Annotated in this window: 21 protein-coding genes and 1 tRNA gene; 13 read left to right on the forward strand and 9 right to left on the reverse strand. The window is 72.8% G+C overall.

Going from position 1 to position 25,535, the window contains the following annotated elements:
* Nucleotides 1–46: 46 nt before the first annotated feature.
* On the forward strand, nt 47–937 hold the full coding sequence (nudC, locus tag ACWXWW_RS07605) for an NAD(+) diphosphatase (protein ID WP_282978012.1): 891 nt from the start codon (nt 47–49) through the stop codon (nt 935–937).
* Nucleotides 934–2,643, forward strand: coding sequence for an ATP-dependent helicase (locus ACWXWW_RS07610; RefSeq protein WP_455969511.1), 1,710 nt, complete (start codon nt 934–936; stop codon nt 2,641–2,643). Before nudC ends, ACWXWW_RS07610 begins: the two co-directional genes overlap by 4 nt.
* A gap of 788 nt (nt 2,644–3,431) precedes the next feature.
* On the opposite strand, the gene ACWXWW_RS07615 is transcribed toward ACWXWW_RS07610, so the two are convergent.
* On the reverse strand, nt 3,432–4,847 hold the full coding sequence (locus ACWXWW_RS07615) for a zinc-dependent metalloprotease (protein ID WP_271172132.1): 1,416 nt from the start codon (nt 4,845–4,847) through the stop codon (nt 3,432–3,434).
* Between the two features lie 121 nt (nt 4,848–4,968).
* Here ACWXWW_RS07615 and ACWXWW_RS07620 point away from each other — a divergent pair, with 121 nt between their 5' ends.
* Together ACWXWW_RS07620 and ACWXWW_RS07625 are read left to right on the forward strand one after the other, a co-directional pair.
* Nucleotides 4,969–6,096 (forward strand): YlbL family protein, encoded by a 1,128-nt coding sequence (locus ACWXWW_RS07620; protein ID WP_455969512.1) that lies wholly within the window; start codon nt 4,969–4,971, stop codon nt 6,094–6,096.
* 49 nt (nt 6,097–6,145) lie between these two features.
* Entirely contained in the window at nt 6,146–9,082 is a 2,937-nt protein-coding gene (locus tag ACWXWW_RS07625; protein WP_455969513.1) for a UPF0182 family membrane protein, read from the forward strand.
* 246 nt (nt 9,083–9,328) lie between these two features.
* Here ACWXWW_RS07625 and ACWXWW_RS07630 read toward each other — a convergent pair.
* Nucleotides 9,329–9,405, reverse strand: a tRNA-Met gene (locus ACWXWW_RS07630).
* A gap of 90 nt (nt 9,406–9,495) precedes the next feature.
* Between ACWXWW_RS07630 and ACWXWW_RS07635 the strand changes: the two genes are divergently transcribed.
* Both ACWXWW_RS07635 and ACWXWW_RS07640 read left to right on the forward strand, forming a co-directional pair.
* Nucleotides 9,496–10,035: a DUF6328 family protein gene (locus ACWXWW_RS07635; RefSeq protein ID WP_455969514.1), complete on the forward strand. Its 540-nt coding sequence runs from the start codon at nt 9,496–9,498 to the stop codon at nt 10,033–10,035.
* 9 nt (nt 10,036–10,044) lie between these two features.
* Nucleotides 10,045–10,851 carry a carbon-nitrogen hydrolase family protein gene (locus tag ACWXWW_RS07640; protein ID WP_455969515.1) on the forward strand — a complete coding sequence of 269 codons (807 nt, stop codon included), beginning with the start codon at nt 10,045–10,047 and terminating at the stop codon, nt 10,849–10,851.
* A gap of 3 nt (nt 10,852–10,854) precedes the next feature.
* Here ACWXWW_RS07640 and ACWXWW_RS07645 read toward each other — a convergent pair whose 3' ends face one another.
* Nucleotides 10,855–12,057 (reverse strand): aminotransferase class I/II-fold pyridoxal phosphate-dependent enzyme, encoded by a 1,203-nt coding sequence (locus ACWXWW_RS07645; RefSeq protein ID WP_455969516.1) that lies wholly within the window; start codon nt 12,055–12,057, stop codon nt 10,855–10,857.
* A gap of 107 nt (nt 12,058–12,164) precedes the next feature.
* On the opposite strand from ACWXWW_RS07645, the gene ACWXWW_RS07650 reads away from it, so the two are divergent.
* The 3 genes from ACWXWW_RS07650 (at nt 12,165) to ACWXWW_RS07660 (ending at nt 16,411) form a co-directional block, all read left to right on the forward strand.
* Nucleotides 12,165–13,658, forward strand: coding sequence for a S1C family serine protease (locus tag ACWXWW_RS07650; protein ID WP_455969517.1), 1,494 nt, complete (start codon nt 12,165–12,167; stop codon nt 13,656–13,658).
* 63 nt (nt 13,659–13,721) lie between these two features.
* Complete coding sequence (locus tag ACWXWW_RS07655) at nt 13,722–14,984, forward strand: CDP-glycerol glycerophosphotransferase family protein (RefSeq protein ID WP_455969518.1); 1,263 nt, start codon at nt 13,722–13,724, stop codon at nt 14,982–14,984.
* Nucleotides 14,981–16,411, forward strand: a complete 1,431-nt coding sequence (locus ACWXWW_RS07660; protein ID WP_282977999.1) for a CDP-glycerol glycerophosphotransferase family protein — start codon at nt 14,981–14,983, stop codon at nt 16,409–16,411. Before ACWXWW_RS07655 ends, ACWXWW_RS07660 begins: the two co-directional genes overlap by 4 nt.
* A 3-nt stretch (nt 16,412–16,414) precedes the next feature.
* Here ACWXWW_RS07660 and ACWXWW_RS07665 read toward each other — a convergent pair whose 3' ends face one another.
* Complete coding sequence (locus ACWXWW_RS07665; protein ID WP_421074550.1) at nt 16,415–17,446, reverse strand: glycosyltransferase family 2 protein; 1,032 nt, start codon at nt 17,444–17,446, stop codon at nt 16,415–16,417.
* A gap of 136 nt (nt 17,447–17,582) precedes the next feature.
* On the opposite strand from ACWXWW_RS07665, the gene ACWXWW_RS07670 reads away from it, so the two are divergent.
* Nucleotides 17,583–18,812, forward strand: coding sequence for a CDP-glycerol glycerophosphotransferase family protein (locus ACWXWW_RS07670; RefSeq protein ID WP_282977997.1), 1,230 nt, complete (start codon nt 17,583–17,585; stop codon nt 18,810–18,812).
* 3 nt (nt 18,813–18,815) lie between these two features.
* Here ACWXWW_RS07670 and ACWXWW_RS07675 read toward each other — a convergent pair whose 3' ends face one another.
* Nucleotides 18,816–19,586 (reverse strand): 3'-5' exonuclease, encoded by a 771-nt coding sequence (locus ACWXWW_RS07675; RefSeq protein ID WP_271172123.1) that lies wholly within the window; start codon nt 19,584–19,586, stop codon nt 18,816–18,818.
* A gap of 67 nt (nt 19,587–19,653) precedes the next feature.
* Here ACWXWW_RS07675 and ACWXWW_RS07680 point away from each other — a divergent pair, with 67 nt between their 5' ends.
* The gene (locus ACWXWW_RS07680) at nt 19,654–20,529 is read left to right on the forward strand and encodes an alpha/beta fold hydrolase (RefSeq protein WP_455969519.1); all 876 of its coding nucleotides are present in this window, start codon (nt 19,654–19,656) and stop codon (nt 20,527–20,529) included.
* A 7-nt stretch (nt 20,530–20,536) separates the two neighbouring features.
* On the opposite strand, the gene ACWXWW_RS07685 is transcribed toward ACWXWW_RS07680, so the two are convergent.
* Nucleotides 20,537–21,010 carry an Lrp/AsnC family transcriptional regulator gene (locus ACWXWW_RS07685; RefSeq protein WP_271172121.1) on the reverse strand — a complete coding sequence of 158 codons (474 nt, stop codon included), beginning with the start codon at nt 21,008–21,010 and terminating at the stop codon, nt 20,537–20,539.
* A gap of 135 nt (nt 21,011–21,145) precedes the next feature.
* On the opposite strand from ACWXWW_RS07685, the gene ACWXWW_RS07690 reads away from it, so the two are divergent.
* Nucleotides 21,146–22,267: a polysaccharide deacetylase family protein gene (locus ACWXWW_RS07690; RefSeq protein ID WP_455969520.1), complete on the forward strand. Its 1,122-nt coding sequence runs from the start codon at nt 21,146–21,148 to the stop codon at nt 22,265–22,267.
* A 46-nt stretch (nt 22,268–22,313) separates the two neighbouring features.
* Here ACWXWW_RS07690 and ACWXWW_RS07695 read toward each other — a convergent pair whose 3' ends face one another.
* Entirely contained in the window at nt 22,314–22,889 is a 576-nt protein-coding gene (locus ACWXWW_RS07695; protein WP_271172119.1) for a histidine phosphatase family protein, read from the reverse strand.
* 24 nt (nt 22,890–22,913) lie between these two features.
* Nucleotides 22,914–23,780 carry a Sir2 family NAD-dependent protein deacetylase gene (locus ACWXWW_RS07700; protein ID WP_271172118.1) on the reverse strand — a complete coding sequence of 289 codons (867 nt, stop codon included), beginning with the start codon at nt 23,778–23,780 and terminating at the stop codon, nt 22,914–22,916.
* Between the two features lie 88 nt (nt 23,781–23,868).
* Here ACWXWW_RS07700 and ACWXWW_RS07705 point away from each other — a divergent pair, with 88 nt between their 5' ends.
* Nucleotides 23,869–24,696 (forward strand): TrmH family RNA methyltransferase, encoded by an 828-nt coding sequence (locus ACWXWW_RS07705; protein WP_455969521.1) that lies wholly within the window; start codon nt 23,869–23,871, stop codon nt 24,694–24,696.
* 3 nt (nt 24,697–24,699) lie between these two features.
* On the opposite strand, the gene ACWXWW_RS07710 is transcribed toward ACWXWW_RS07705, so the two are convergent.
* Complete coding sequence (locus tag ACWXWW_RS07710) at nt 24,700–25,524, reverse strand: SGNH/GDSL hydrolase family protein (RefSeq protein WP_282977987.1); 825 nt, start codon at nt 25,522–25,524, stop codon at nt 24,700–24,702.
* Nucleotides 25,525–25,535 lie beyond the last annotated feature (11 nt).

Genomic DNA, 25,535 nt, shown 5'->3' on the forward strand with positions numbered 1-25,535 from the left:
CCGCCGTGCTCGTCCCACCGCGCCACGCCCGCGAGAGAGGTACCGGATGCCCGTCCATTCCGCCCCTGCGAGGATCGACAGGAGCGCGGAGGAGCGTGACGCGCCCGGCCTGCTCGAGACGGCGATCGCCGATCCCGCGACGCGCGTCCTCGCCGTCCGCGGCGACGCGGCCCCGGTCGCCGCGGACCCCGCGCCTGCGCTCGCGCTCGTCGAGCCGGGCGACGTCCGCGACGGCGCGACCTGGGCCTTCCTCGGGCGCGATGCGTCGGGCGCGGCGGTGCTCCTGGCCGCGTTCCCGCAGGATGCCGACGCCCTGCTCGTGGACGCGGAGTGGAGCACCATCCGGACGTCCGGCGCGCTCCTTCCCGCCGGACAGCTCGACGTCCTCGTCGTCGCGGTCGCCCTCGGCCGCTGGCTCGTGGACGCGCCGTTCTGCCCGGCCTGCGGCTCGCGCACGGAAGTGCGTCAGGCCGGATGGTCGCGGCTGTGCCCCGGCTGCGGCCGCGAGCACTTTCCACGCACCGACCCCGCGGTGATCGTCGCGATCACGAGCGCCGACGGAGAGCGCCTCCTGCTCGGCGCGAACGCCTCCTGGCAGGGGCGGATGTACTCCTGCTTCGCGGGATTCGTCGAGGCGGGGGAGTCGCTCGAGACGACGATCCACCGCGAGATCCGCGAGGAGGCCGGCGTCCGCGTCGACGGCATCCGCTACCTCGGCTCGCAGCCGTGGCCGTATCCGCGCTCCCTCATGCTCGGGTTCCACGCGGCCGCCGTCGACGACGCCGAGGCGCGCGCCGACGGCACCGAGATCCTCGATGTCCGCTGGTTCACCCGCGAGGAGATCGGCGAAGGCCTCGCCGGGCGCGGCCCCGTCGCCCTGCCCGGCGCGGTCTCGATCGCGCACCGCCTCATCCGAGCCTGGTACGAGGCCGCGTGAGCGCACTCGACGCCCTCGACGAGCAGCAGCGCAGGGCAGCGTCGATCCTGCGCGGCCCCGTCGCCGTGCTCGCAGGAGCCGGCGCCGGGAAGACGCGCGTCATCACGCACCGGATCGCGCACGGAGTCGACACGGGCGCGTACACGCCGCAGCGCGTCATGGCGCTCACCTTCACGGCCAAGGCTGCCGGCGAGCTGCGTGGGCGGCTGCGGGCGCTCGGCGTCGAGGGCGTGCAGGCCAAGACCTTCCACGCGGCGGCGCTCGCGCAGCTGAACTTCTTCTGGCCGACCGTGACGGGCGACGTCGCCCCGACCATCGTGGACAACAAGGTGCGCCTGCTCGCGCACGCCGCCGACGAGCTGCGCCTGCGTCCGGACAAGGCGACGCTGCGCGACATCGCGGCGCAGATCGAGTGGCGCAAGGTCACGATGCGCTCGATCGAGCAGTACGCGACCCTGCAGCGCTCGGTCGGCAGCATCCGCCCGTCGGCGCTCGTCGACCTCATGCGCGCGTATGAGAAGCTCAAGGACTCACGGCGGCAGCTCGACTTCGAGGACGTCCTGCTCGCGTGCGCGGGCATGCTCGAGGCGGAGCCGCAGGTGACGCGGGCCGTGCGGGAGCAGTACCGCCACTTCACGGTCGACGAGTACCAGGACGTCTCGCCGCTGCAGAACCGGCTCCTCGAGCTGTGGCTCGGCGATCGCCGCGACATCTGCGTCGTGGGCGACGCGAGCCAGACGATCTACTCGTTCACGGGCGCCGAGGCGCGCTTCCTGCTCGACTTCGAGCGCCGGTACCCGGATGCGACGGTCGTGCGTCTCGAGCGCAACTACCGCTCGACGCCGGCGATCGTCGATGTCGCGAACGCGCTCATGCGCGGTCGTCCCGGTGCGCTCCGGCTCGAGGCGTCCGCCGCGGCGACATCCGGTGAGATGCCGGTCGTCACGGGCTACCACGACGAGCACTTCGAGGCCGAGGGCGTGGCTGACGCCATCGCCCGTCAGCTCGAGTCGGTGCCGCCGTCCGACATCGCCGTGCTCTACCGCTCGCACGCCCAGTCCGCCGAGATCCAGGACGCGCTCTCGCGGCGGGGGATCCCGACGACCGTCCTCGGCGGGCGGCGCTTCTTCGACATGCCCGAGGTGCGCCAGGCGCTGCTCGCCCTCCGCGGGGCGTCGGTCGCGCCGACCGACCAGGGCTTCGCCGACCTCGTGCGCGACGTGCTGCGCAGCCTCGGCCACGCCGAGGAGCCGCCCGCCGCGGGCGGCGCCCTGCGCGACGCGTGGGAGGCGCGCGCCGCCATCCTGCGCCTCGCCGAGGAGGCCCCGCCGGGCACGACCCTCCGCGCGTTCACGGAGGGGCTTCTCGCCCGCGCGAAGGACCAGCACGAGCCCACGCTGCAGACGGTGACCCTCTCGACCCTGCACGCCGCCAAGGGCCTCGAGTGGCCGCACGTGCATCTCCTCGGGCTCGCCGAGGGGCTCCTGCCGATCTCGTACGCGACGTCGCTCGACGGGGTCGACGAGGAGAGGCGCCTCGCGTACGTCGGCATCACGCGCGCAGGGCGATCGCTGTCGCTGTCGTGGCCTCGCGCGTCGGCGTCGGGTCGGCTGCAGCGAGAGCCGTCGCGCTTCCTCGCGGAGATCGGCACAGGCACTCTGCGTGGTGCCGGTGGCTCCGCCACTGCCGGCGCCCGTCGCCGCTGACGCGCGCGGACCGCGCGGCGTCGTCGCCCGCCGGGGCGCGCAGGAGCTCGGTCAGGAGCGTCGCCGTCGCCGCGACGAGGGGCGACGGCGTCTCGGGCGGGCGGCGCGCGAGCAGCTGCAGCGCGAGCACGGGCCAGGCCGGGTCGCGCTCGCGCTCATGCGCTGCGAGGCAGCCGAGGCAGGGCGTCGCGCCGGGGCGGACGAGCGGCCCCACCTCGGCGCTCTCGCGGGCGAAGACGATCGGCGCATGGACGACGTCGTCGCGCACGAGCGGCACCCACGCACTTGGCGCGACGGCGTGATGGGCGACGAGCGCGACGGGGACGTGCGCGCTCACGGCCGCGAGCGTGACCCACTCCGGCGCCCATCCGCACGCGGCGAGGGCGTCGCACAGCGCCGTGACCGTCGCCGCGGAGACGCCGTCGGCGGTGAGGATGTGCAGGAGCCCGGGGTCCTCCTCGCGCCGCAGCGCGGGGGCGATGTGCGCGAGGAACGTCCGTAGGCGCACCTCGTCGACGCCGACCGCACCCGCGAGGTCGTCGTGCTCGTCGACGCCGTCCGCGAGCCGGACGAGGAGGCGCTCCTGCCAGGGCGCCGGCTCGCGGATCCGGACGCCGCCGTCGAGTCCGAGCTGGATCGTCGCTGCGTCGCGCCAGAGCGGGAGCCGCGCGGGGTCGAGGCTGAGGTGCGCCATAGCGCGATTCTGCTCCGCGCGACGCCGGCGCGAGCGGACTGTCCACAGGCGGCCCGACCTGCGCGCGCAGGTCGGACCGCCTGTGGAGGAGACGTCACACGGGCTGGTCGCCCTCGGGCCGCGGATGGCCCTCGTCGTCGTCGGACGGCGACGCCGGCGCATCGCGGTCGGCCTCGCCCTCGGTGCGCTCGGCCTCCTCGGCGAGCAGGCGCGCGAGCGCGTCGTCCATGTCGTCGGCCTCCGGCTGCTCGCCGCGGGCCTGCGCCTCGAGCCGCGCGATGAGACCGGCCGGATCGTCGATGTCCTCCGAGGTGGGCATGAGGTCGGGGTAGTCCCACAGGCTGTCGCGCGCGGCGATGCCCACGGCGTCCCCGACGGCGCGCCACATGGCGGCCGCCTCGCGCAGTCGCCGGGGACGCAGGCGCAGCCCGACGAGCGCGCCGAGCGCGTCCTCGGCCGGCCCGCCCTCGGCGCGGCGGCGGCGGATGGCCTCGGCGATGCGCTCGAGATGCGGCACGCGCGCGGTCGCGTCGGCGGTCACGACGTCGATCCAGCCCTCGACGAGCGCGAGGAGGTTCTCGAGGCGGGCGAGGGCGAGCTTCTGCGCCTCGGACTGCTGGGGGAGCAGAGCGCCGCTCTCGAGCGCCTGGCGGAGCTCCTCCGGGTTCGAGGGATCCAGGCGCGACGCCATCTCCTCGAGCGCGTCCGTGTCGACGCTGATGCCGCGCGCGTAGTCGTCGATCTGGGAGAGGATGTGCAGGCGCAGCCACTTCGCGTGCCGGAACAGGCGCGCCGAGGCGAGCTCTCGGGCCGCGATGTAGAGCGCGAGCTGATCCTCCGGGATCTCGAGGCCGGCCCCCAGCTCCGCGAAGTTCTGCGGAAGGAGCACGGCGCTGCCGGCCGGGATCACCGGGATCCCCACATCCGCGCCGCTCACGACCTCGAGGGAGAGCTTGCCGACGACCTGGCCGAGCTGCGTCGCGAACAGCGTGCCGCCCACCCCGCGCATGAGGCGCCCCGCGCTCTGCACGATGTCCTGCATCTCCTCGGGCACCTGCGAGCGCAGGGCCTCCGTGAGCGCGTCGGCGATGCTCGTCGCGACCGGCTCCGCCACCTCCTGCCACACGGGCAGCGTCTGCTCGACCCACTGGCCGCGCGTGATCGCGCGCGGCAGCTCGGCGGTTGGCGAGAGGGTCGTCACCTCGCTGAGCCACAGCCCGGCGAGAGCGAAGGCCTGGTCGAGATCGGTGCGCTGCCCGTCCGTCACGCCGAGACCGTCCTGGTTGGCGATGTGGAGCGCCTGGCGCTTCGTCGCGTCCCACGAGATCGAGCCGTCCTGCGCGCCGGCGAACATGCCCTGGAACTGCTGCATCATCTGCGACAGCGTCGCCGGGTCGACGGGCATGCCCGCCATGCGCGACAGCTGCTCGGGGTCGATCGCGCCGCCGTTCATGAGGCGGCGCAGGAGCTCCTGCAGGTCGTCGTCGGGAGTCCTGTCGTCGTCAGCCACGTCAGCCGCCTTTCAGCCGGTCTCGGTCCGTGCGATCTAGGCTAATCGCGCCGGTCCGTGCTCCTCCCGCAGTGAGGCGGATGCGCTTACGCCACCCGCGAACGACGGCGGAAGGATCCCCGTGACACTCATCGACGCCCCGCACTCCCGGTCTGCCCGCACGCCGTCCTCGCCCGCGTCGCGTCGCACCGTCGCGGGCATCTGGGCGCTCGTGGTCGCCCTCGTCGCCCTCGTCGCGATCACGTTCCTGCCGACGTCGTACGTCATCCAGCAGCCGGGGCCCGTGTACGACACCATCGGGACGGCGCCCGACCACGACGGCGAGGAGAAGCCGCTCATCTCGGTCGAGGGGGCGCAGACGTACGAGACGTCGGGATCGCTCGACCTCACGACCGTGCAGGTCGTCGGCAACCGCGAGCGCACGCCGTCGTGGTTCGAGCTCGCACTCGCGTGGCTCGACGGCTCGCGCGCGGTGGTGCCGATCGACGCGGTGTTCCCCGAGGGGCAGACGAGCGAGCAGCGCGAGGAGCAGAACGCCGCGCTCATGGTCGACTCGCAGGCCGAGGCGACGGCCGCCGCGCTCTCGCAGCTGGGCTACGACGTCGGCGCCCGCCTCGAGGTCGTGCGGCCCACGAGCGACGACTCGCCCGCGAGCGGCGTCGTCGAGGAGGGCGACGTGATCGTCGCCGCGAACGGCGAGGACGTGGCCGACATCGATCGGCTCAAGGAGATCGTCGCGGAGGGCGAGGGCGCTCCCGTGACGCTCACCGTCCAGCGCGACGGCGCGGAGGAGGACCTCGAGATCACGCCGGAGGAGGGCGAGGTCGACGGCCGGACGACGTGGCTGATCGGCGTCTACCTCACGACGACGTTCGACTTCCCGATCGACGTCACGATCCAGCTCGACGACGTCGGCGGCCCGAGCGCCGGCACGATGTTCGCGCTCGGCATCATCGACACCCTCACGCCCGGCTCGCTCACCGGCGGCGAGGAGATCGCCGGCACCGGCACGATCGACGCGGCGGGGACGGTCGGCCCGATCGGCGGGATCCGGCAGAAGCTCTACGGGGCGCGCGGCGCGGGCGCCGACTTCTTCCTCGCGCCGGCGTCGAACTGCGACGAGGTCGTCGGGCATGTCCCGGCGGGTCTCGAGGTCTTCTCGATCGAGACGCTCGACGACGCCATGACGGCCGTCGAGGCGATCGCGCAGGGGGAGACGGGCGAGCTGCCCACGTGCACGGCCGGCTGAGCATTCCCCATGACCGGGCGATGCGCGTGGTGCGCATGCCTAGGATGGAATGGTGACCTCGACCTCAGCGCCGACTCCGGCCACGACCCCGTCTCCGTTCCGAAGAATCGTCACGATCTCGCTCGCGGTCATCGCGGCGCTCGTCGTCGCCTTCTTCGTGTTCGCATCGCTCTACACCGACTTCCTCTGGTTCGATCAGCTCGGCTTCGAGTCGGTGCTGCTCACGCAGTGGACGGCTCGGGTCGTGATGTTCGTCGTGGGCTTCGCGGGGATGGCGGTGCCGGTCTGGCTCGCGATCTTCCTCGCCTACCGCCTGCGCCCCGTCTACGCGCGCCTGAGCTCGCAGCTCGACCGGTACCAGGAGGTCGTCGAGCCGCTCCGCCGCCTCGCGATGTGGGGCATCCCGGTGTTCTTCGGCTTCTTCGCGGGCTTCGCAGCCTCGTCGCAGTGGGAGACCGCCTGGCTGTGGGCCAACGGCACGCCGACGAGCGACGCCGACCCGCTGTTCGGGCTCGACACGGGCTTCTACATGTTCGCGATGCCGTTCTACGCGGGCGTCGTCGGGTTCGCATCGGCGACCGTCCTCATCAGCCTCCTCGTCACCGCGCTCGTGGCCTACCTCTACGGCTCGGTCCGCATCGGGCAGGGCGAGCTGCGCATCTCGAAGCCCGCGCGGATCCAGCTCGCGATCACGGCCGGCGTCTACCTCCTCGTGCAGGCGGCCAGCCTCTGGCTTGACCGCTACTTCACGATGGTCGAGCAGGGCAGCCGCATCACGGGCCCGGGCTACGCGGGCGTCAACGCCGTGATCCCCGCGCAGACGATCCTCTCGATCGTCGCGGCGCTCGTGGCCATCCTCTTCTTCGTGACCGCGGTCATCGGCCGCTGGCGCTACCCGCTCATCGCGACCGCCCTGCTCATCGTGACCTCGCTCGTGATCGGCGTCGGCTACCCGTGGGCCGTGACGACCTTCCAGGTCCGCCCCAACGAGCAGGCGCTCGAGATGGACTACTACCAGCGCAACGTCGACGCCACCCGCGCCGCGTACGGCCTCGACGGCATCGAGAAGGTGCCGTTCGCGGCCGAGACCGACGCGGCCGCCGGTCAGCTGCGCGACGACGCCGACACGACGGCGTCCATCCGCCTCATGGACCCGGGCATCATCGGCCCGACCGTCCAGCAGCTGCAGCAGTACCGCGCGTACTACGGCTTCGAGGACACGCTCGATGTCGACCGCTACGAGGTCGACGGCGAGACGCAGGACACCGTGGTCGCGGTGCGCGAGCTCGACATGGACGAGCTCGACGCCGACGCGCGCACCTGGAACAACACGACCCTCGTCTACACGCACGGCTACGGCATGGTCGCCGCCAAGGGCAACGAGCGCACGAACGAGGGCGAGCCGGTCTTCATCGAGGGGGGCATCCCGTCCAGCGGTGCGCTGAGCGACCTCGAGTACGAGCCGCGCGTGTACTTCGGCGAGAACAACCCCGAGTACTCGATCGTCGGAGCGCCCGAGGGCGCCGACCCCGTCGAGCTCGACTACCCCGCCGGCGAGGAGGGCGCGTCGCAGACGAACACGACGTTCTCCGGCGACGGCGGCCCGAGCGTCGGCAGCTTCTTCAACCGCGTGCTGTACGCGCTCAAGTTCCAGTCCGAGCAGATCCTCTTCTCGGACTACGTGAACGAGGAGTCGCAGATCCTCTACGACCGCGATCCGCTCACGCGCGTGCAGAAGGCCGCGCCGTACCTCACCCTCGACAACGACCCGTACCCGAGCGTCGTCGACGGCCGGATCGTGTGGATCGTGGACGGCTACACGACGAGCGCGACCTACCCCTACTCGTCGCAGGTCAGCCTCTCGCAGGCGATCAGCGACTCGACCAACCCGACGCCGAACCTGCTGATCGACGAGATCAACTACATCCGCAACTCGGTCAAGGCCACGGTCGACGCCTACGACGGCAGCGTCACGCTGTACGCGTGGGACGAGGAGGACCCGGTCCTCGAGACCTGGCAGAAGATCTACCCGAACACGATCAAGCCGATCGACGAGATGTCGGGCGAGCTCATGAGCCACGTGCGCTACCCGACGGACCTCTTCAAGGTCCAGCGCGCGATGCTCGGCACGTACCACGTCGACAACGCCCGGGCGTTCTACCAGCGCGACAACGCCTGGACGACGCCGAACGACCCGACCAGCGACCAGCAGCTGCAGCCGCCGTACTACCTGTCGATGCGGATGCCGGGGCAGGACGAGGCCACGTTCTCGATGTTCACGACCTTCATCCCCGACGGCGGCACGCGCAACGTGCTCATGGGCTACCTCGCGGTCGACTCCGACGCGGGCGCCGACGCCGGCAGCGTGCGCGAGGACTACGGCAAGCTGACGATGCTCGAGATCTCGGCCGACACGACCGTGCCGGGGCCGGGCCAGGTGCAGAACTCGTTCAACTCGGACTCGCAGATCGCGAACGAGATGAACATCCTCACCATCGGCGCGTCGGATGTGAGCCTCGGCAACCTGCTGACACTGCCCGTCGGCGGCGGCCTGCTCTACGTGCAGCCCGTCTACGTGCAGTCGACCGGCGGCACGTCGTACCCGCTCCTGCGCAAGGTGCTCGTCGCGTTCGGCGACCAGCTCGCCTTCGAGGACACCCTCGCCGAGGCGCTCGACGAGCTGTTCGGCGGCGACTCGGGTGCCGACACGGGCGATGAGGATGTCACGCCCGTCGACCCCGAGACCGAGCAGCCGACCGAGCCCGAGCAGCCGGAGGAGCCGACGCAGCCGACGCCGCCGTCGAGCGACACCTACGAGCAGGCTCTCGCCGATGCGCAGACGGCGATCGAGGCGAAGAAGGCCGCGCTCGAGGAGGGCGACATGGTCGCGTACGCGGAGGCCGACGCCGACCTCACCGAGGCCGTCGAGCGCCTGCTCGCGTTCCTCGATGACACGGGTGCGGCCGAGGAGGCCCCGGCCGAGTAAGCCGGCGCAGCGCGCACACACGCGGCCCCGCAGGAGCGATCCTGCGGGGCCGCTCCGCGTCTCCGGTCGTGTGTGTGCCGTCCGCAGCAGGAGAATCGGATGGCTGCAGGACGGCGGCGGCGATCGGCGTCCTGCAGCGGGCGGATCCTCCTGCGCTCGCGCGACGAGGGGCATGGCCAGCGCCCTGGAGGCCCCGCATGCGGAAAAGACAGAAGGCCCGGATCCTCTCGGATCCGGGCCTTCACTTGGTTGCGGGGGCAGGATTTGAACCTACGACCTCTGGGTTATGAGCCCAGCGAGCTACCGAACTGCTCCACCCCGCGGCACATGAATAGCCTAACACGGCGTCGAGGAGAGGGCGAATCGAGCGGCCCCCTTTGCGTGGCCCGGGCGTGGCGCGAATGATGGATGGCATGACGGCTGACACGGCACGGGCGGCGGGACTGCGTCCGGGGGAGAGCGCGGCGGAGCGCTTCGACCGCAACTGGAACGAGGTGCTCCAGGAGCTGCGCGTCCTGCAGACCGGCACCCAGATCATCACGGGCTTCCTCCTCGCCCTCGCGTTCCAGCCGGCCTTCGCCGACCTCACCGGCGGTCAGCGGGTGTTCTACCTCGTGCTCGTCGTGCTCTCCGCCGTGAGCGCCGTGATCGCGCTGGCGCCCGTCGCGCTGCACCGCGTGCTCTTCCGCGAGGGGAGGAAGGGGCTCACCGTGCGCTTCGGGCACATCGCGCTCCTGTCGGCGCTCGTCGTCGTCTCCGTCCTCCTCGTCGGCGTGGTCGGCTTCATCTTCGACGTCGTCGTGAGCGATCAGGCCGCCTGGCTCGCGGGAGGGATCCTCGGCGGCGTGATGCTGGTCCTCTGGGTCGCGCTGCCGCTCCTCCTGCGCACGCGCGCTCCGCGGCCGGGGGAGAGCGGCGCACCCGCCGACGCCGCCCCGCGACCGGCGCAATAGGCTGGCGGCATGTCGGAGCACGCCGTCGGAGTCGCCGTCGCCCAGTTCTCGCCGGGCGCCGAGCCCCACGCCAACCGCGAGGACATCGCGGCGCTCGCCGAGCGCGCCGCCCAGCGAGGGGCGAGAGTGGTCCTCTTCCCCGAGTATGCGAGCAGCTTCATCCACCCCTTCGACGAGACGCTCGTCGAGCGCGCGGAGACGCTCGACGGCCCGTTCGCGCAGCACCTCGCCCGCGTCGCCGCCGACCACGGCCTCGTGATCGTGGCGGGGCTCCTCGAACGCGCCGACGACCCGCGTCGCGTGCGCAACACGGTCGTCGCCGTCGACGCGGATGGCGTGCGGGCGACGTACCGCAAGGCCCACCTCTACGACGCGTTCGGGCAGCGCGAGTCCGACTGGGTGGAGCCGGGGGCGCTGAGCGACCCCGAGACGTTCGAGGTCGACGGCCTCGTGTGCGGTCTCATGACCTGCTATGATCTGCGCTTCCCCGAGTCGGCGCGCGTCCTCGCGGATGCGGGTGTCGACGTCGCGCTCGTTCCCGCGCAGTGGGTGCGCGGTCCGCTCAAGGAGCATCACTGGCGGACGCTCGTCACCGCGCGGGCGATCGAGAACACGATGTACGTCGCCGCGGCGGACCACACGCCCCCGCTCGCGGTCGGCAGCTCGCTCATCGTCGACCCGCAGGGGACGGCGGTCGCGAGCGTGGGCACGACGACCGACGTCGCCGTGGCGTTCGCCGAGCGGTCGGCGATCGACAACGTGCGGCGGGTCAACCCGGCGCTCGCGCTGCGGCGCTACCGCGTGGCCCCGCGCTGACCCTCAGCCCCGGAGCGTGCTCAGGCGGGTCGCCGCGTCCTGGAGGACCTCGTCCCGCTTGCAGGCGGCGAAGCGCACGAGCGTGCGGTACTCGTCGCGCCGCTCCCGCGTCGCGAACGCGGTGAGGGGGATCGCGACGACGCCCGCGCGCTCGGGGAGCGCGCGGCAGAACTCCGCCGCGTCGCTCGCGCCCAGAGCCGCGGCATCCGCGACGGTGAAGTACGAGCCGGCCGGGGTCGAGACGTCGAAGCCCGCCGCGCGCAGCCCTTCGCCGAGGATCTCGCTCTTGTGTCGCATGTCGGACGAGGTCGTGCGGAAGAACGCATCGGGCAGGCCGAGCCCGACCGCGATGGCGGGCTGGAACGGCGAGCCGTTGACGTACGTGAGGAACTGCTTGACGGCGAGAACCGCGTCCACGAGCTCGGCCGGCCCCGAGACCCAGCCGATCTTCCACCCGGTCGTCCGGAAGGTCTTGCCCGCCGACGAGATGGTGAGCGTGCGCGCTGCGGCGCCGGGCAGCGTCGCGATCGGCACATGCGGACCGCGGTGCACGAGGTGCTCGTACACCTCGTCGGTGACGATGACGGCGTCATGGCGGTCCGCCAGCGCCACGATCCGCCCGAGTGCCTCCCTCGAGAACACCGCCCCCGTGGGGTTGTGCGGATCGTTCACGAGGACGATCCGGGTGCGGTCGGTGACGGCCGCCTCGAGCTCGTCGAGGTCCGGCTGGAAGTCGGGCCAGCGCAGCGGCACGGTGCGCAGGCGGGCCCCGGACAGCGCGACGCACGCGGCGTAGGAGTCGTAGTGCGGCTCGAAGACGACGACCTCGTCGTCGGGCCCGTCCACGAGCGCCAGCAGCGTCGCGGCGAGCGCCTCGGTCGCGCCGGCCGTCACGAGCACCTCCCGCGCGGGATCGAGCTCCAGCCCGTAGAAGCGGCGCTGGTGCTCGGCGATCGCCTCGAGCAGCTCGGGCACGCCGCGCCCCGGCGGGTACTGGTTGCGGCCCCCGGCGATGGCCGCCCGCGCCGCGTCGAGCACCTCGGCGGGGCCATCCTCGTCGGGGAAGCCCTGCCCGAGGTTGAGGGCGCCCGTGGCGGTCGCGAGCGCCGACATCTCGGCGAAGATCGTGGGGGCGGGCGAGCCGTCGGCTCCGAGCAGCCCGGCTCCTGCGGCGGTGCGCCTCCAGGCGCCGCTGACGTGTCGCATCCGCTCAGGCTACCCGCGCGCGAAGTCACGCCCGCGGCATACGCGCATCATAGGAAGCACACAGACTGCGGGATCACCCTGAAGAGGACGTGGAAGAAGGAGCACCCATGGACGAGCAGCGTTCCGAAGACACCCCTCTGAACATCCCGCCGCGGCCGGCGCCGCCGACGGGCTACGGGCGGCCGCAGGAGGCTCCCGCGCAGCCGACGCCGCCGCACGCCGCTCCGCCGCACGCCGCTCCCGGTCACCCGGGGGCTCCCTACCGCGCGCAGAGCGCGTACGAGGCGCAGGGCGAGGGGCAGGGCGCGGCGTTCGGCGCGACGCAGCCCACGCAGCCGCTTCCGCACGACGGCCCGCCGCAGGCCGTGTGGGCGCCGCAGCCGCGCGCGGAGGAGCGGAAGTCGAAGGGCGGCGGCCGCGTGGCCGCGGCCATCCTCGTGGCCGCGCTCGTCGGCGGCGGCGCGGGCTTCGGCGGCGGCTGGGTCTCGAACTCCCTGACGGCCGGCGGCGGATCCGTCGCGGAGTCGGGCAGCGCGCCGTCGAACATCACGGTGAACAACCCCGGGTCGGTCAACGAGGCCACGGCGGTCGCGACCGAGGTGCTGCCGAGCGTCGTCACGATCGAGGTGGCCGGCGGGCAGTCGTCGGGCAGCGGATCGGGCGTCGTCATCAGCGAGGACGGCTACGTCGTCACGAACACGCATGTCGTGACCCTCGGCGGCACGGCGGCCGACGCGACCGTGCGGGTCACGGCGAGCGACGGCCGCATCTACGACGCCACGATCGTCGGCACCGACCCCACCTACGACCTCGCGGTGATCAAGCTCGAGGGCGCGTCTGGTCTCACGCCGATCGAGTTCGCCGACTCGTCGAAGCTCAACGTGGGCGCCACGACGGTCGCCGTCGGCGCGCCCCTCGGCCTCGCCAACACGGTGACCACGGGCATCGTGAGCGCGCTCAACCGCAGCATCGAGATCGCGTCGGCCGCGGCGCCCGAGGGCGACAGCGTCGAGGGCGAGGACGAGGGGCAGGGAGAGGGATCGAGCCCCTGGTTCTTCGACATCCCCGGCCAGGAGGACCAGCAGGCGCAGGCGAGCGAGTCCATCGCGATCTCGGTCATCCAGACCGACGCCGCGATCAACCCGGGCAACTCCGGCGGCGCGCTCGTCGACAGCGAGGGCAAGCTCATCGGCGTGAACGTCGCGATCGCGACGGCCGATCAGAGCTCGTCGGAGTCCGGATCGATCGGCGTCGGCTTCGCGATCCCGTCGAACGTCGTCGAGCGGGTGGCGAACGAGATCATCGAGAACGGCACCGCGACGCACGGCCTCCTCGGCGCGAGCGTGCAGCCCTCGAGCCAGGTCGAGGGCGCGACCATCACGGGCGCGTACATCGCCGAGGTCGTCGAGGGCGGTGCCGCCGAGGCCGCCGGACTGCAGGAGGGCGACATCGTCACGCGGTTCAACGGCGCCAAGATCAACGACGCCGTCGATCTCACCGCCCAGGTCCGCGCGGCCGCCGGCGGCAGCGAGGCAGAGGTGGTCTACGTGCGCGACGGCGAGGAGCACACCGCGACGGTCGAGCTCGGCACCCTCGAGTGACGACCCGGCGCCCGTGAGAGCGGGCTGACCGGAAGGACGCCGCCCCACCAGTACGCTCGTGGGGTGGCGTCCTTCTCGTTCGGTGCGGGCAACGCGGCGAAGCTCCTGCGCCTGCCCCTGTATGCGCTGGGGAGGATCGCGACCCTCGCGATCCCACGCGGCGACCGCTGGGTCTTCGGATGCGGCGCGGGCGTCGGCGACGGGCCGCTCGCGCTGTGGGAGGTGGCGGCCGCCGAGGGTCACCGGGCCGTGTGGCTGACGTCGGACCCGCGCGAGGCGGAGGAGGCGGCCGCGCGGGGGATCCCGACCCTCCCGAAGCTCTCCTGGCGCGGGTTCTGGGCGACCGCGCGCGGCGGCGTGCTCGTCGTGTCCTACGGCACGGGCGATGTGAACCCGTATGCCGTGTCGGGCGGATTCCTCGTGCAGCTCTGGCACGGCATCCCGCTCAAGCGCATCGGCCTCGACTCGCCCGAGACGGTCCGCTCGGCGCTGCTGCCCGACTCGATGCTCGTCCGCGGGCTGCTGGCCCGGCTGTACCGGGGAGCGCAGCGCCGGATCCGGCTGCTCCCTGCCGCGTCGCACCTCGTGCGGGGGCGCCTCGAGTCGGCGTTCGCGCTGCCGGATGACCGGGTGGCGGTGACGGGGGAGCCCCGGGTCGACGTGCTCAGCGCGGGCACCGCGGATGAGCGCAGGGCTCGCGCGCGGCAGCTCCTGCGTGCGGCGGTCGGCGATCTTCCCGACGGCGCGCGTCTTGTGCTCTACGCCCCGACCTGGCGCGACGGCGAGCCCGACCCGGCCGTTCCCACGGCCGAGGAATGGCGCGAGATCGTCGACGCGCTCGCCGCAGCCGACCTCGTGCTGCTCGTCCGCTCGCACCGTCTGGGTGCAGGCGCGTACGTGCCGCCCTTCCCGACGGACCGGGTCCGCGACCTCGGCTCCGATCGGCTGGGCGACGTCACGGCGGCGCTCCCCGGACTGGATGTCCTCGTGACGGACTACTCGTCGCTCGCGTACGACGCGGGCCTCGTGCCCCTGCCCGTGCTGTACCTTGCCCCCGATCTGGAGGCGTACCGCGCGCGACGGGGCTTCTACGGCCGATACGAGGACGTCGCCGGCGAGGACTACGCGACCGGCTGGCCCGGCCTCGTCGCGCAGCTGACGGAGGTCGCCTCCGACCCCGCGGCGCTCGCAGATCGCACCGCGCGGTCTGCGAGACTGAGCGAGCGCGTGCACGCGTTCCGCGACGGCGGCAGCGCTCGCCGTGTGCACGACGCGATCGTCGCTCGACGCGCGCGGGCCAGGGGCCCGAGGAGAGGACACCGATGACGACCGCCCGGTTCGAGCAGGACGGCCCCGCCCTCGTCGTGGAGGGAGAGGGGGACGCGCCCGCCTCGGCGCGCCTCGAGGGCTCGCGCGCGGCGGTCGAAGGGGCGGTCTCCGCGAGCGGGGACGGATGGTCGGTGCGCTTCGCGCTCGTCGCGGCACGCTGGGGCGGGCCCGAGCGACCGCTCCCGTCCGGACGCTATCGCGTGGCCGTCGCCGGCGCCGAGCTCGATGCGACGCTGCCGGTCGAGATGCTGGGCACGCTGCGCGCGCAGCTCGACGGCGACACGGTGCTCATCGGCCCGCCCGTCGACCCCGTGTACGACGGCGGAGAGGCGCAGGGCTCGCTCGAGCGCCGCTACCTCTCGCACACCGCGCCGCTCGAGGACGCGGTCTTCTTCGAGAGCTTCTACGGGCGCAGCGCGAGCTGCAACCCGCTCGCGCTCGACCGGGAGATCGCGCTCCGCGCCCCGGGGGTCACCCGCTACTGGAGCGTGGTCGACCTCTCCGTGGCCGTCCCGGATGGCGCGGTCGCGGTCGTCGAGGGGAGCCCCGAGTGGTGGCGCGCCCGGAGCGTCGCGAAGCTCGTGATCGTCAACGACTGGCTCCGCCGCGCGTTCGCCCGCCGTGATGGCCAGCGCGTGCTGCAGACCTGGCACGGCACGCCGCTCAAGCGCCTCGCCCTCCACCGCAAGGGGTTCGCGCCGCGCCGATGGGGAGCGGTGATCAAGGAGTCGCGCCGGTGGGACGTGCTCCTCGCGCAGAATCCGTACGCCGCGAGGATCCTCGCGCGCGCCTACGCCTTCTTTCGCAAGCCCGTCTGGGTCGAGGGCTACCCGCGCAACGACGCGCTCGTCACGGGCGACCCGCTGGCCGTGCGCGAGCGCCTCGGCATCGAGCCGGGGGAGCGCGTGCTGCTGTACGCGCCGACCTGGCGCGACGACCGCGACGAGATCGTGGCGTTCATCGACCCGGCGCGACTCGCGGTCGAGGCGGACGCCGTCGTGCTCGTCCGCGGGCACTCGCGCACCCTCATCCCCGGGCGCGACGTCGCGGGTCCGCGGGTCGTCGACGTCACGGCGTACCCCGACACGTCAGAGCTCCTCCTCGCCGCCGATGCGCTCATCACCGACTACTCGTCGGTGATGTTCGACTTCAGCGTCACGGGCAAGCCCATGTACTTCCTCGTGCCCGATCTCGCCCACTACCGGGGCGCTCTGCGCGGGTTCTACTTCGACCTCGCCGCGCGCGCCCCCGGCCCGCTCGTGCAGGACATGGACGGCCTCCTCGCCGCGCTCGCGGCGGATCCCGCGGAGTACGCCGAGCGCTACGCGGCGTGGCGACGCGCCTTCAATGCGCGCGAGGACGGCCGTGCCGCCGAGCGCGTGGTCGCGCGCCTCATCGACCAGGGGCTCCTGCCGGTCGGCTGACCGCTACGGCAGCGGCGTGTTGCGTCCGGAGAGGCGCGAGGTGTCGACGGTGTCGTGCGCGCCGCGCACGGCGCCCGTGAGGAACCCCGTTCCCCACGACAGGTGCATGGTCGGCAGCACCGCGAGCAGCCATGCCCGCTCCCGCCATCCGAACGGCCCGGGCGCCCGCGCGCCGATCGCGACCGCCGCGACGAGCGCGGCGTAGGCGACGAGCGGTGCGCACAGGGCCCACGTCGCGACGGCGAGACCGGGAGCGGGCACGCCGGCGAGCTGCAGTGCCCCGCTGATCGCGGCGAGCGCCACGAGGATCACGAGCGCGGGCGGCGCGAAGTACTTGAGCGAGTTGCGGCGTCCGTAGCGGCGGAAGAGCTCACCGCGCCAGCGGCCGGTGGCGAGGAACTGCTGCGCGAGGCGCGTCCACCGCTCGCGCGGCCAGTACGTCACCGACAGCGCGGGATCGAACCAGACGCGGTAGCCCGCCGTGCGGATGCGCAGATTGAGCTCCCAGTCCTCGCCGCGGCGGATGGTCTCGTCGAAGAGCCCGACCTCCTCGAGAACGGCGCGTCGCATGACGCCGAGGTACGCCGACTCGGCCTCGCCCTCGCGCGACCCTCCGTGGTACGCGCCGCCGCCCAGCCCCACGGGGGAGTTGTACGCCCAGGCGGCTGCGCGCTGGAACGGCGTCCGTCCGTCTGCCCGCATGACGCCGCCGACGTTGCCCGCGCGGGTGCGAGCGAGCGTCTCCAGAGCGCGGGCCGCGTAGCCCGGCGTGAGCTCCGAGTGGGCGTCGACGCGGATGATCGTGGGGTGCGTGCTTGCGCGGATGGCCGCGTTGAGCCCGACCGGGATGTCGGCGGCGGGGTTGTCGACGAGGACGATGCGCTCATCCTCCTCCGCGAGAGCGCGCGCGAGCTCGGTCGTGCCGTCGGACGAGGGTCCGAGCGCGAGGACGAGCTCGACGGGCCCGGGGATCTCCTGCGCGAGGGTCGACTCGACCGCGCGGCGCAGGTACGGGGCCTCGTTGAGAACCGGCATCACGAACGACACACCCGCGTCGAGCGGGACCGACGGCGCGTCCCTCCGAGGCGCGCGGGGGCCCGGCAGGGGATCGTTACGCATTCGACGATCATCCCATGACGGCCGCCGGGAAAGCCCCCGGTAGCCTGGTCGGGTGGGTGTGACGCGCGATGTGAAGAAGGCGATCAAGCTCCTCCGGAAGGCCGTCGCGACGCGGAACGCACACAGGACGGTGCGCCGCACGCTCGCCACGCGGCCCCCGCTCACCCCCCGAAGGTTCCGCATCGCGGTGTACTTCGCCGACGGCGCGGTCAACATGTACCAGATGCGCCAGTGGTACCGACCGCTGCAGGAGCTCGCCGAGCGCTGGCCGGTCGTCGTCATGGCGCGCAACTCGCTCGGGGCGCAGGCGCTTCTCGACGACGGCGCGCTGCCGGTGGCGTTCACCCCGAGCGTGACGAGCATCGAGCGGTTCCTGGAGGCGCAGGACATCCGCATCGTGCTCTACGTGAACCAGAACACGCGCAACTTCCAGATGTTCCGGTACGGCGAGCGCTGGCACGTGTTCATCAACCACGGCGAGTCCGACAAGATGTACATGACGACCAATCAGTACAAGGCCTACGACCGCGCTCTCGTCGCGGGCCAGGCCGCGCGAGACCGCCTCTCCCGCGTGCTGTGGGACTACGACGTCGATGCGCGCACGATCGAGATCGGCCGCCCGCAGGCCGATCACTACTCGGGCGAGCTGCCCTACACGCCCGACGAGCGCACGGTCGTGCTCTACGCGCCGACCTGGGAGGGCGACCGCCCCGCCGCGCGCTACGGCTCGGTGGCCTCGCACGGGGAGGCGCTCGTCGCGGCGCTGCTCGCGACCGGCCGCCACCGCGTCATCTACCGTCCGCATCCGCGCAGCGGCGTCGTCAACGCGGCGTTCGGCGAGGCGAACGAGCGGATCATCCAGGCCATCCGCGCGGCGAACCAGAAGGACCCGTCCGCGCAGCACGTCTACGACGATCGGCCGGAGCTCGGATGGCAGCTCGCAGCGGCCGATGTCGCGATCGTCGACATCTCGGCGATGGTCTACGACCGGCTCGCGGTCGGCAAGCCCCTGCTCATCACGAGGCCCGCCGATCCCGCCGCGGAGATCGACGAGGGCGGCTACCTGTCGGCGTGCGAGTGGCTCGAGCCGGCGGACGCCCCCGACATCGTCGCGCACGTCGAGCGCGTGCGCGAGGACCCCGAGGCAGCGCAGCGCCTCGCGCACTGGGTCGCGCACTACTTCGGCGACACGACGCCGGGGGTCGCCACGGCGAAGTTCCACGCCGCCATCGAGCAGCTCATGGCGAGCTGGGAGGAGTGGCGCGCGCGCTCGTCGTCCTGATCGTCAGCGGATCGGCCAGCTGCCGTCGAGCGCGTCGGCGGGGTCGAGCCGGCCGATCTTCACGAAGTACTCGGTGAGGCTCTCCGCCTGCTCGCGCGCCCAGCCGATCTGCCGGTCGTGCAGCTCCGCGACATCCTCGGGGAGCATCCCCGCGTAGCGCTCGACGAGCGCGAAGGCGAGCCGCCCCGCGGCCACGGCGTCGGCCGACGCGTCGTGCGCGGCCTCGAGGACCACGTCGTAGTGCGCCGCGACGGTCGCGAGCGTGCGCTTGCCGCGGCGATACCGGTCGCACGTCTTGTCCACGACGAGCGGATCGAGCACGGGGGTGGGCGACGCGATCGGCTCGACGCCGTGGCGCAGGGCCTCGTGCTTGAGCAGGGAGAAGTCGAAGGGCGCGTTGTACGCGACGATCGGCACGCCCTCGGCGAAGATCTCGCGGAGAGCCGACACGACCTCGGCGACGACCTCGGCTGCCGGGCGCCCCTCCGCGCGCGCCCGCTCGGTCGTGATGCCGTGGACCGCGGTCGCTCCCTCGGGGATGTCGATGCCCGGGTCAGCCATCCAGTGACGCGACCGCAGGACCGTGCCGTCGGCCGACAGGAGTCCGACGTAGGCCGTGACGATGCGGTCGGACTCGACGTCGACGCCCGTCGTCTCGAGGTCGAACACCCCGAGGCGATCCAGGCGCCCGCCGGGCGCGGCGAACCAGGTGGGGCGCTCGCCCGCGTCGTCGAGCTCGAACAGGGGCGGCGGATCCGGCCATGATGTCGCCATAGGGAGAATGTAGGGCGCAGCGGGGACAAACCCGCGTATGCCACCCCGGCGAACGTAGACTCGTGCGGTGCCCGTCGCCTCCCCGTACGCGTCCCGCCTCGCCCGCATCCCCGTCCGCCGCGCGGAGGTCGAGGTCCTGGGCACGCGGACGGCCTACTGGGTGTACGGGCCCGACGACGCCGAGACGAGCATCCTGGCGGTGCACGGGTTCCGCGGGGACCACCACGGGCTCGAGCCGGTCGTCGCGCATCTGCCCGGCGTGCGCGTCGTCATGCCCGACCTGCCGGGCTTCGGCGAGACGCCGCCCGTGCCGGGCCGGCCCCTCGACCTGGATGCGTTCGTCGCGTGGCTCACCGCCTTCGCCGCCGAGGTCGCGCCGGGCGCCGTCGTGCTCGGGCACTCGTTCGGATCGATCGTCGCGTCCGCGGCCGTCGCCCGCGGACTGCCGACACCGCGGCTCATCCTCGTGAACCCGATCGGCGCGCCCGCGCTCGAGGGGCCCCGGGGCGTGCTGACGCGCCTGGCGGTGCTCTACTACGCGGCGGGCGCTCGGCTGCCCGATCCCGTCGGCACGTGGCTCCTGCGCTGGCCGGTGATCGTGCGGATCATGAGCATCGCGATGGCGAAGACGCGCGACAGGGCCCTGCGCCGCTGGATCCACGACCAGCATGATCGCTTCTTCTCGGGGTTCTCCGACCGGCAGGCGCTGCGCGAGGCGTTCGTCACGAGCGTGTCGCACGATGTGCGCGCGTTCGCCCCGCGCATCGCCCAGCCCACGCTGCTCATCGCCGCCGACCGCGACGACATCACGCCGATCGAGGCCGAGCGCGCGCTGCGCGGGCTGTTCCCCGATGCGCGGCTCGTCGAGCTGGCCGACGTCGGCCACCTCATCCACTACGAGAGGCCCGCGGAAGCGGCCGAGGCCATCCGCTCGTTCGTGTGAGGCGCGCTCAGCGCTCGCGGCGCGCGAGCTCCATGAGGCCGCTCACGCGGTAGGGGATGGCCTCGCTCATCACGAGGGACGTCTCGGTGCGCTCGACACCCGAGACGGACAGGATGCGGGCGTCGACGTCGAAGAGGTGGCGCGCGTCGCGACACGCGACGAGCGCGAGCAGGTCGACCTGCCCGCTCACGCCGTAGACCTGGATGACCTCGGGGATTCGCCGCAGCTCGTCCGTGATCGCAGGGAGCTCGGGCTGGCGCACGCCGATCGACAGGAACGCCTGGAGCGGGAAGCCCAGGCCCTCGGTCGAGATCGCGCGCTCGAACGAGTGGAACACGCCCGCGCGCTCAAGGCGCGCCATGCGGGCCTGCACGGTGTTGCGGGAGAGGCGAAGGCGCTCCGCGAGCGCGACGACCGTCGCCCGCGGGTCCTCGGAGAGCGCGGCGAGGAGCTCGAGATCGACGTGATCGAGGGAGGCCATAGAGAGAGACGGTAGCACCCGGGCCGTCGCGCGATTGCGCATCCTGCTCAGTCGTTATCGGATCGATTGCGCGTGCTGGTCCGGAACCCCGGCCGACACGGCCGTGACTGCGCGAGCGGCTATCCTGACCGGGATATGAGAGCTTCCCGCCGCCTCCTCGCGCTTCCCGTCGTCGCCGCGGCAGCGGTCCTCGTGCTCTCGTGCGCGCCATCCGCGCCGTCCTCGTCCTCGCCATCCGAGCCCGGTGCATCCGCCCCCGGTGCAACAGCCCCCGGTGCATCAGCACCGTCGAGCCCGACCGCAGCGCCCGACGCGGCCGCCGCGCTGCTCGAGGAGGCCGGCGACCCTGCCGCGTGCGCTGTCACCTTCGCGGGGGAGGGCATCGCGCTCGATCCCGTTCTCGCCACCGAGGGCGCGCACGTCGCCGAGCTGCCGCTGCCGGAGCGCGAGGGCGCGGTATTCGCCGGCTGGTACCTCGACGCAGAGGCGGCGGCGGCCCTCGACGTCGCACAGCGCGTGAACATCGCCGACGTCGTCTCATGCGACGAGGACCGGAGGCTCCCGCTGCACGCCGCGTGGACGACCCCCGAGGAGACGGCAGCCGCCGACGTCGGGGTGCCGATCCTCATGTACCACCAGTTCACCGCCGACCCCGCCGGCGTGGACGACCCCCTCCGGCTCAACTGGGCGTATGCAGGCGACTTCGAGCAGCACATGGCCTATCTCGCCGACGAGGGCTACTACCTGCCGAGCTGGCGCGAGCTGTCGGCGTTCATCGACGGGCGGCTGCGGCTGCCCGAGCGCTCGGTCATCGTCACGGACGACGATGCGCACGCGTCGTGGTTCGACCTCGCGGTGCCCGTGCTCGACGAGCACGGCGTGCTCGCGACGTCGTTCGTCATCACGAAGTGGCGTTCGGAGCCGACGCCGTCGCCGTACGTGCTGCAGCGCTCGCACACGCACGACATGCACGATCCGGGTGCGGACGGGCGCGGACGGATGGTCAACTGGACCCCCGAGGAGATCGCCGCGGATCTGCGCACGTCGGCGGACATCCTCGGGGCGGCGGAGGTCGTCGCCTACCCGTTCGGCCATTACGATGAGCGGAGCAAGCAGGGCGTCGCCGACGCGGGTTTCGAGATGGCGGTGACGATCGAGCCGGGGTTCGTCCGCCCGGGCGCCGACAAGCTCGCCCTCCCGCGCGTGCGCATCGACTACGGGATGGGCCTCGAGGCCTTCATCGACGCCGTGAGCTGAGACGCCAGATCGGCGTGTCTCGGTTGGCGCGGGAGAGACGCGTGGGTCAGTCGGCGGGGACTGCGGAGTACGACAGGAGCGAGAGGCCGTCGTCGTCCAGGCGGAACGCGTGCTGCGACCCGTTCTCGACGCGCTCGCCGGGGCGGGGGAACTCACCGTCCGAAGCGAGGGCGATGAGAACTCGGATGAGCGACCCGTGCGCGACCGCGATGAGCGGTCCGTCGACATGCGCGTGCGCCGCAGCGGCGTCGCGCAGCGCGGCCACGGCCCTGGTCGCGACCGCCTCGTCGCTCTCGGCGTCAGGACCCATGGCGCGGCGCTGGAGCTTCCAGAGGTCCTCCGAGGTCATGCCCTCGGCTGAGGCGTAGTCGCGCTCGACGAGCCCGTCGTACAGGGCGGGCCCCGGCACCCCCAGGACGCCGGCGATGATCTCGGCGGTCTCTCGTGCGCGGCTCAGCGGGCTCGACACGACCGCTGCGTATCCGCCGTGGCGCAGCGCCTCAGCGGCCTCGCGCGCCTGAGCGCGTCCGGTGTCGTTGAGTGGGATGTCGGTGCGGCCCTGCACGCGGCCGAGCATGTTCCAGTCGGTCTGCCCATGGCGGACGAGGGTGATGACGGTCACCCCTCGAGCCTAGGGGCACGCGCCTCAGAGAGCGCCGGATCCTCGAAGGGCTGGGAGCTCGTCGGCCAGCGCGGCGAGCACCTCGCTCGTGCCCGCGTCGACCTTCACCGTCGCGCGCCGGTCGGCGCGGGTCTCCCCGCGGTTGACGATCACGACGGGGATCCGACGACGCCGTGCGCGCTCGACGAGACGGATGCCCGAGTTCACGACGAGCGAGGAGCCCGCCACGAGCAGGGCCCCGCTCGTGGCCACGAGCTGCTCGGCCTCCCGGAACTTCTCCGCGGGGATGAACTCGCCGAAGAACACGACCTCGGGCTTCAGGACGCCTCCGCACACCGTGCAGTCCGGGACGACGAAGCCCTCCGACGACGCGGGGAGGACATCGCCGTCCGGCCCGAGCTGCACGCGGTCCGGCACCGTGATCCAGGGGTTCTCCCGCTCGAGGCGCTCGCCGACGTCGCGGCGGTCGAACACCTGCCCGCAGTGCGTGCAGAGAACCCGGCGCATCGTGCCGTGCAGCTCGACGACCCTGCGCGATCCCGCGCGCAGGTGGAGCCCGTCGACGTTCTGGGTGACGACGCCCGTGGCGACGCCCGTGCGCTCGAGAGCGGCGATCGCGGCGTGCCCCGCGTTGGGCTCGGCGGCCGCGAACGCCTTCCAGCCGAGGTGCGATCCGACCCAGTAGCGCCGCCGCGCCGCCTCGTCGGAGAGGAACGTCTGCGCCGTCATCGGCGTGCGGCGGGGCGCACCCTCGCCGCGGTAGTCGGGGATGCCGGAGTCCGTCGACACGCCGGCACCGGTCAGCACGGCGATGCGGCGCCCGGCGAGCACCTCGATCGCCTGTCGGACGCCGGCGGCCGCGCCCGCGTCGATCCGCTCGGTGAGAACCATGGAGCCTCCTCGTGGCCGAGTCTAGGCGCGCTGTCTTTCGCGGAGGTTACGGACGGCTCATCCCGCGCCCGGATGGGACGATGGACGGATGATCCTGCAGCCGATCGACGACCCCGCCGACGAGCGCCTCGCCGACTACCGCGACCTCACCGACGTGGCGCTGCGCCGCGTCAGCGAGCCCGAGCGCGGCCTCTACATGGCCGAGTCCGCGAAGGTGCTCGGCCGTGCGCTCGCCGCGGGCCACGCGCCGCGGTCGGTGCTCACGGCGCGCAAGTGGCTTCCGGACGTCGAGCGGCTCGTGGGCGATCGGGAAGTCCCGGTGTACGTCGTCCCCGACGAGGTCGCCGAGCAGGTGACGGGGTTCGCGGTGCACCGGGGCATGCTCGCGGCCATGCAGCGTCCTGAGCCGCCCGCGGTCGCGGAGGTGCTCGCTCACGCGAGGACAGTGCTCGTGCTCGAGGACATCGTCGACCACACCAACGTGGGCGCCGCGTTCCGCGCGGCCGCAGGTCTCGGTGCGGACGCCGTGCTCGTGACGCCGCGGTGCGCGGACCCCCTCTACCGTCGCAGCGTGCGGGTGAGTATGGGAACCGTGTTCCAGGTGCCCTGGACGCGGCTGCCGGAGTGGGCGCCTCGGGAGGGCGTGGGCGCGCGCGAGTTGCTCACCGCGTCGGGCTTTCACCTGGCAGCCATGGCGCTCGCCGACGACGCGGTGCCGCTCGATGCCTTCGCCGCCCGCCGCCCGGAGCGGGTCGCGTTCGCCATGGGCTCCGAGGGCGACGGGCTCAGCCGTCGCGCGCTCGCCGCGGCCGACACCGTCGTGACGATCCCCATGGCGGGCGGCGTCGACTCGCTCAACGTCGCATCGGCGGCGGCAGTCGCGCTGTGGGCGCTGCAGCACCCGCCCGCGGGCTGACGGTCAGTCCTCCGCGATCGAGACCGGGCCGGGCTGCGGGCGCTTCGCCGAGACGAAGTCTCCCGAGGACTGATGGCGGAGCCGCCGCAGCACCCACGGGACGAGGTGGCTGCGGGCCCACACGAGATCGTTCTGCCGCGCCGCGCGCCAGGAGGTCGCGGGCCGCGGGTCGGGCTGGAGCGGCTGCAGGTCGTTCGGGACGTTGAGCGCGCGCAGCACCATGCGGGCGACCTCGTGGTGCCCGAGCGGGTTCATGTGCAGCCGGTCGGCCGCGAAGAAGCGCGGATCCTGGATCTCCTTGAGCGCCCACTGGTCGGCGACGACGCAGTCGTGGCGGTCGGCGATCGCCCGGATGTTCTCGTTGTAGATCGCGATCTTGCCGCGGAACGGTCGGAAGACCGGCGTCCAGGCGACGTCGATCCCGGTGAAGACGACGATCGTCGCGCCCTGAGAGCCCAGGCGCTCGACGGCTGCCTCGAACTGGGCGGCGATCGCGTCGGGATCGGTGCCGGGGCGGATGACGTCGTTGCCGCCCGCGCAGAACGTCACGAGGTCGGGGCGCAGCGCGATCGCCGGCTCGACCTGCTCGTCGACGATCTGGCCGATGAGGCGCCCGCGCACGGCGAGGTTGGCGTAGGCGAAGTCGTCGACCTGCGTCGCCAGCACCTCGGCGACGCGATCCGCCCATCCGCGGTGGCCGCCCGGAGCCGCAGGATCCGGGTCGCCGATCCCCTCGGTGAACGAGTCGCCGAGCGCGACATAGCGCCGCCAGGGGTGGACTCCCTCGTTGTCGGCCGCCGCCATCCGCGTCTCGTCGCCCGTCGCCATGGTCCCTCGCC

It is taken from the genome of Microbacterium sp. KNMS (genome assembly GCF_053851835.1).

What these genes read in the sequence shown, in the direction of transcription:
- ACWXWW_RS07685 (WP_271172121.1), bottom strand. Translation starts at nt 21,010, where the DNA reads ATGGCCTCCCTCGATCACGTCGATCTCGAGCTCCTCGCCGCGCTCTCC.
- nudC (WP_282978012.1), top strand. Translation starts at nt 47, where the DNA reads ATGCCCGTCCATTCCGCCCCTGCGAGGATCGACAGGAGCGCGGAGGAG.
- ACWXWW_RS07645 (WP_455969516.1), bottom strand. Translation starts at nt 12,057, where the DNA reads ATGCGACACGTCAGCGGCGCCTGGAGGCGCACCGCCGCAGGAGCCGGG.
- ACWXWW_RS07660 (WP_282977999.1), top strand. Translation starts at nt 14,981, where the DNA reads ATGACGACCGCCCGGTTCGAGCAGGACGGCCCCGCCCTCGTCGTGGAG.
- ACWXWW_RS07640 (WP_455969515.1), top strand. Translation starts at nt 10,045, where the DNA reads ATGTCGGAGCACGCCGTCGGAGTCGCCGTCGCCCAGTTCTCGCCGGGC.
- ACWXWW_RS07635 (WP_455969514.1), top strand. Translation starts at nt 9,496, where the DNA reads ATGACGGCTGACACGGCACGGGCGGCGGGACTGCGTCCGGGGGAGAGC.
- ACWXWW_RS07690 (WP_455969520.1), top strand. Translation starts at nt 21,146, where the DNA reads ATGAGAGCTTCCCGCCGCCTCCTCGCGCTTCCCGTCGTCGCCGCGGCA.
- ACWXWW_RS07675 (WP_271172123.1), bottom strand. Translation starts at nt 19,586, where the DNA reads ATGGCGACATCATGGCCGGATCCGCCGCCCCTGTTCGAGCTCGACGAC.
- ACWXWW_RS07700 (WP_271172118.1), bottom strand. Translation starts at nt 23,780, where the DNA reads ATGGTTCTCACCGAGCGGATCGACGCGGGCGCGGCCGCCGGCGTCCGA.
- ACWXWW_RS07710 (WP_282977987.1), bottom strand. Translation starts at nt 25,524, where the DNA reads ATGGCGACGGGCGACGAGACGCGGATGGCGGCGGCCGACAACGAGGGA.
- ACWXWW_RS07705 (WP_455969521.1), top strand. Translation starts at nt 23,869, where the DNA reads ATGATCCTGCAGCCGATCGACGACCCCGCCGACGAGCGCCTCGCCGAC.
- ACWXWW_RS07625 (WP_455969513.1), top strand. Translation starts at nt 6,146, where the DNA reads ATGGTGACCTCGACCTCAGCGCCGACTCCGGCCACGACCCCGTCTCCG.
- ACWXWW_RS07665 (WP_421074550.1), bottom strand. Translation starts at nt 17,446, where the DNA reads ATGCCGGTTCTCAACGAGGCCCCGTACCTGCGCCGCGCGGTCGAGTCG.
- ACWXWW_RS07650 (WP_455969517.1), top strand. Translation starts at nt 12,165, where the DNA reads ATGGACGAGCAGCGTTCCGAAGACACCCCTCTGAACATCCCGCCGCGG.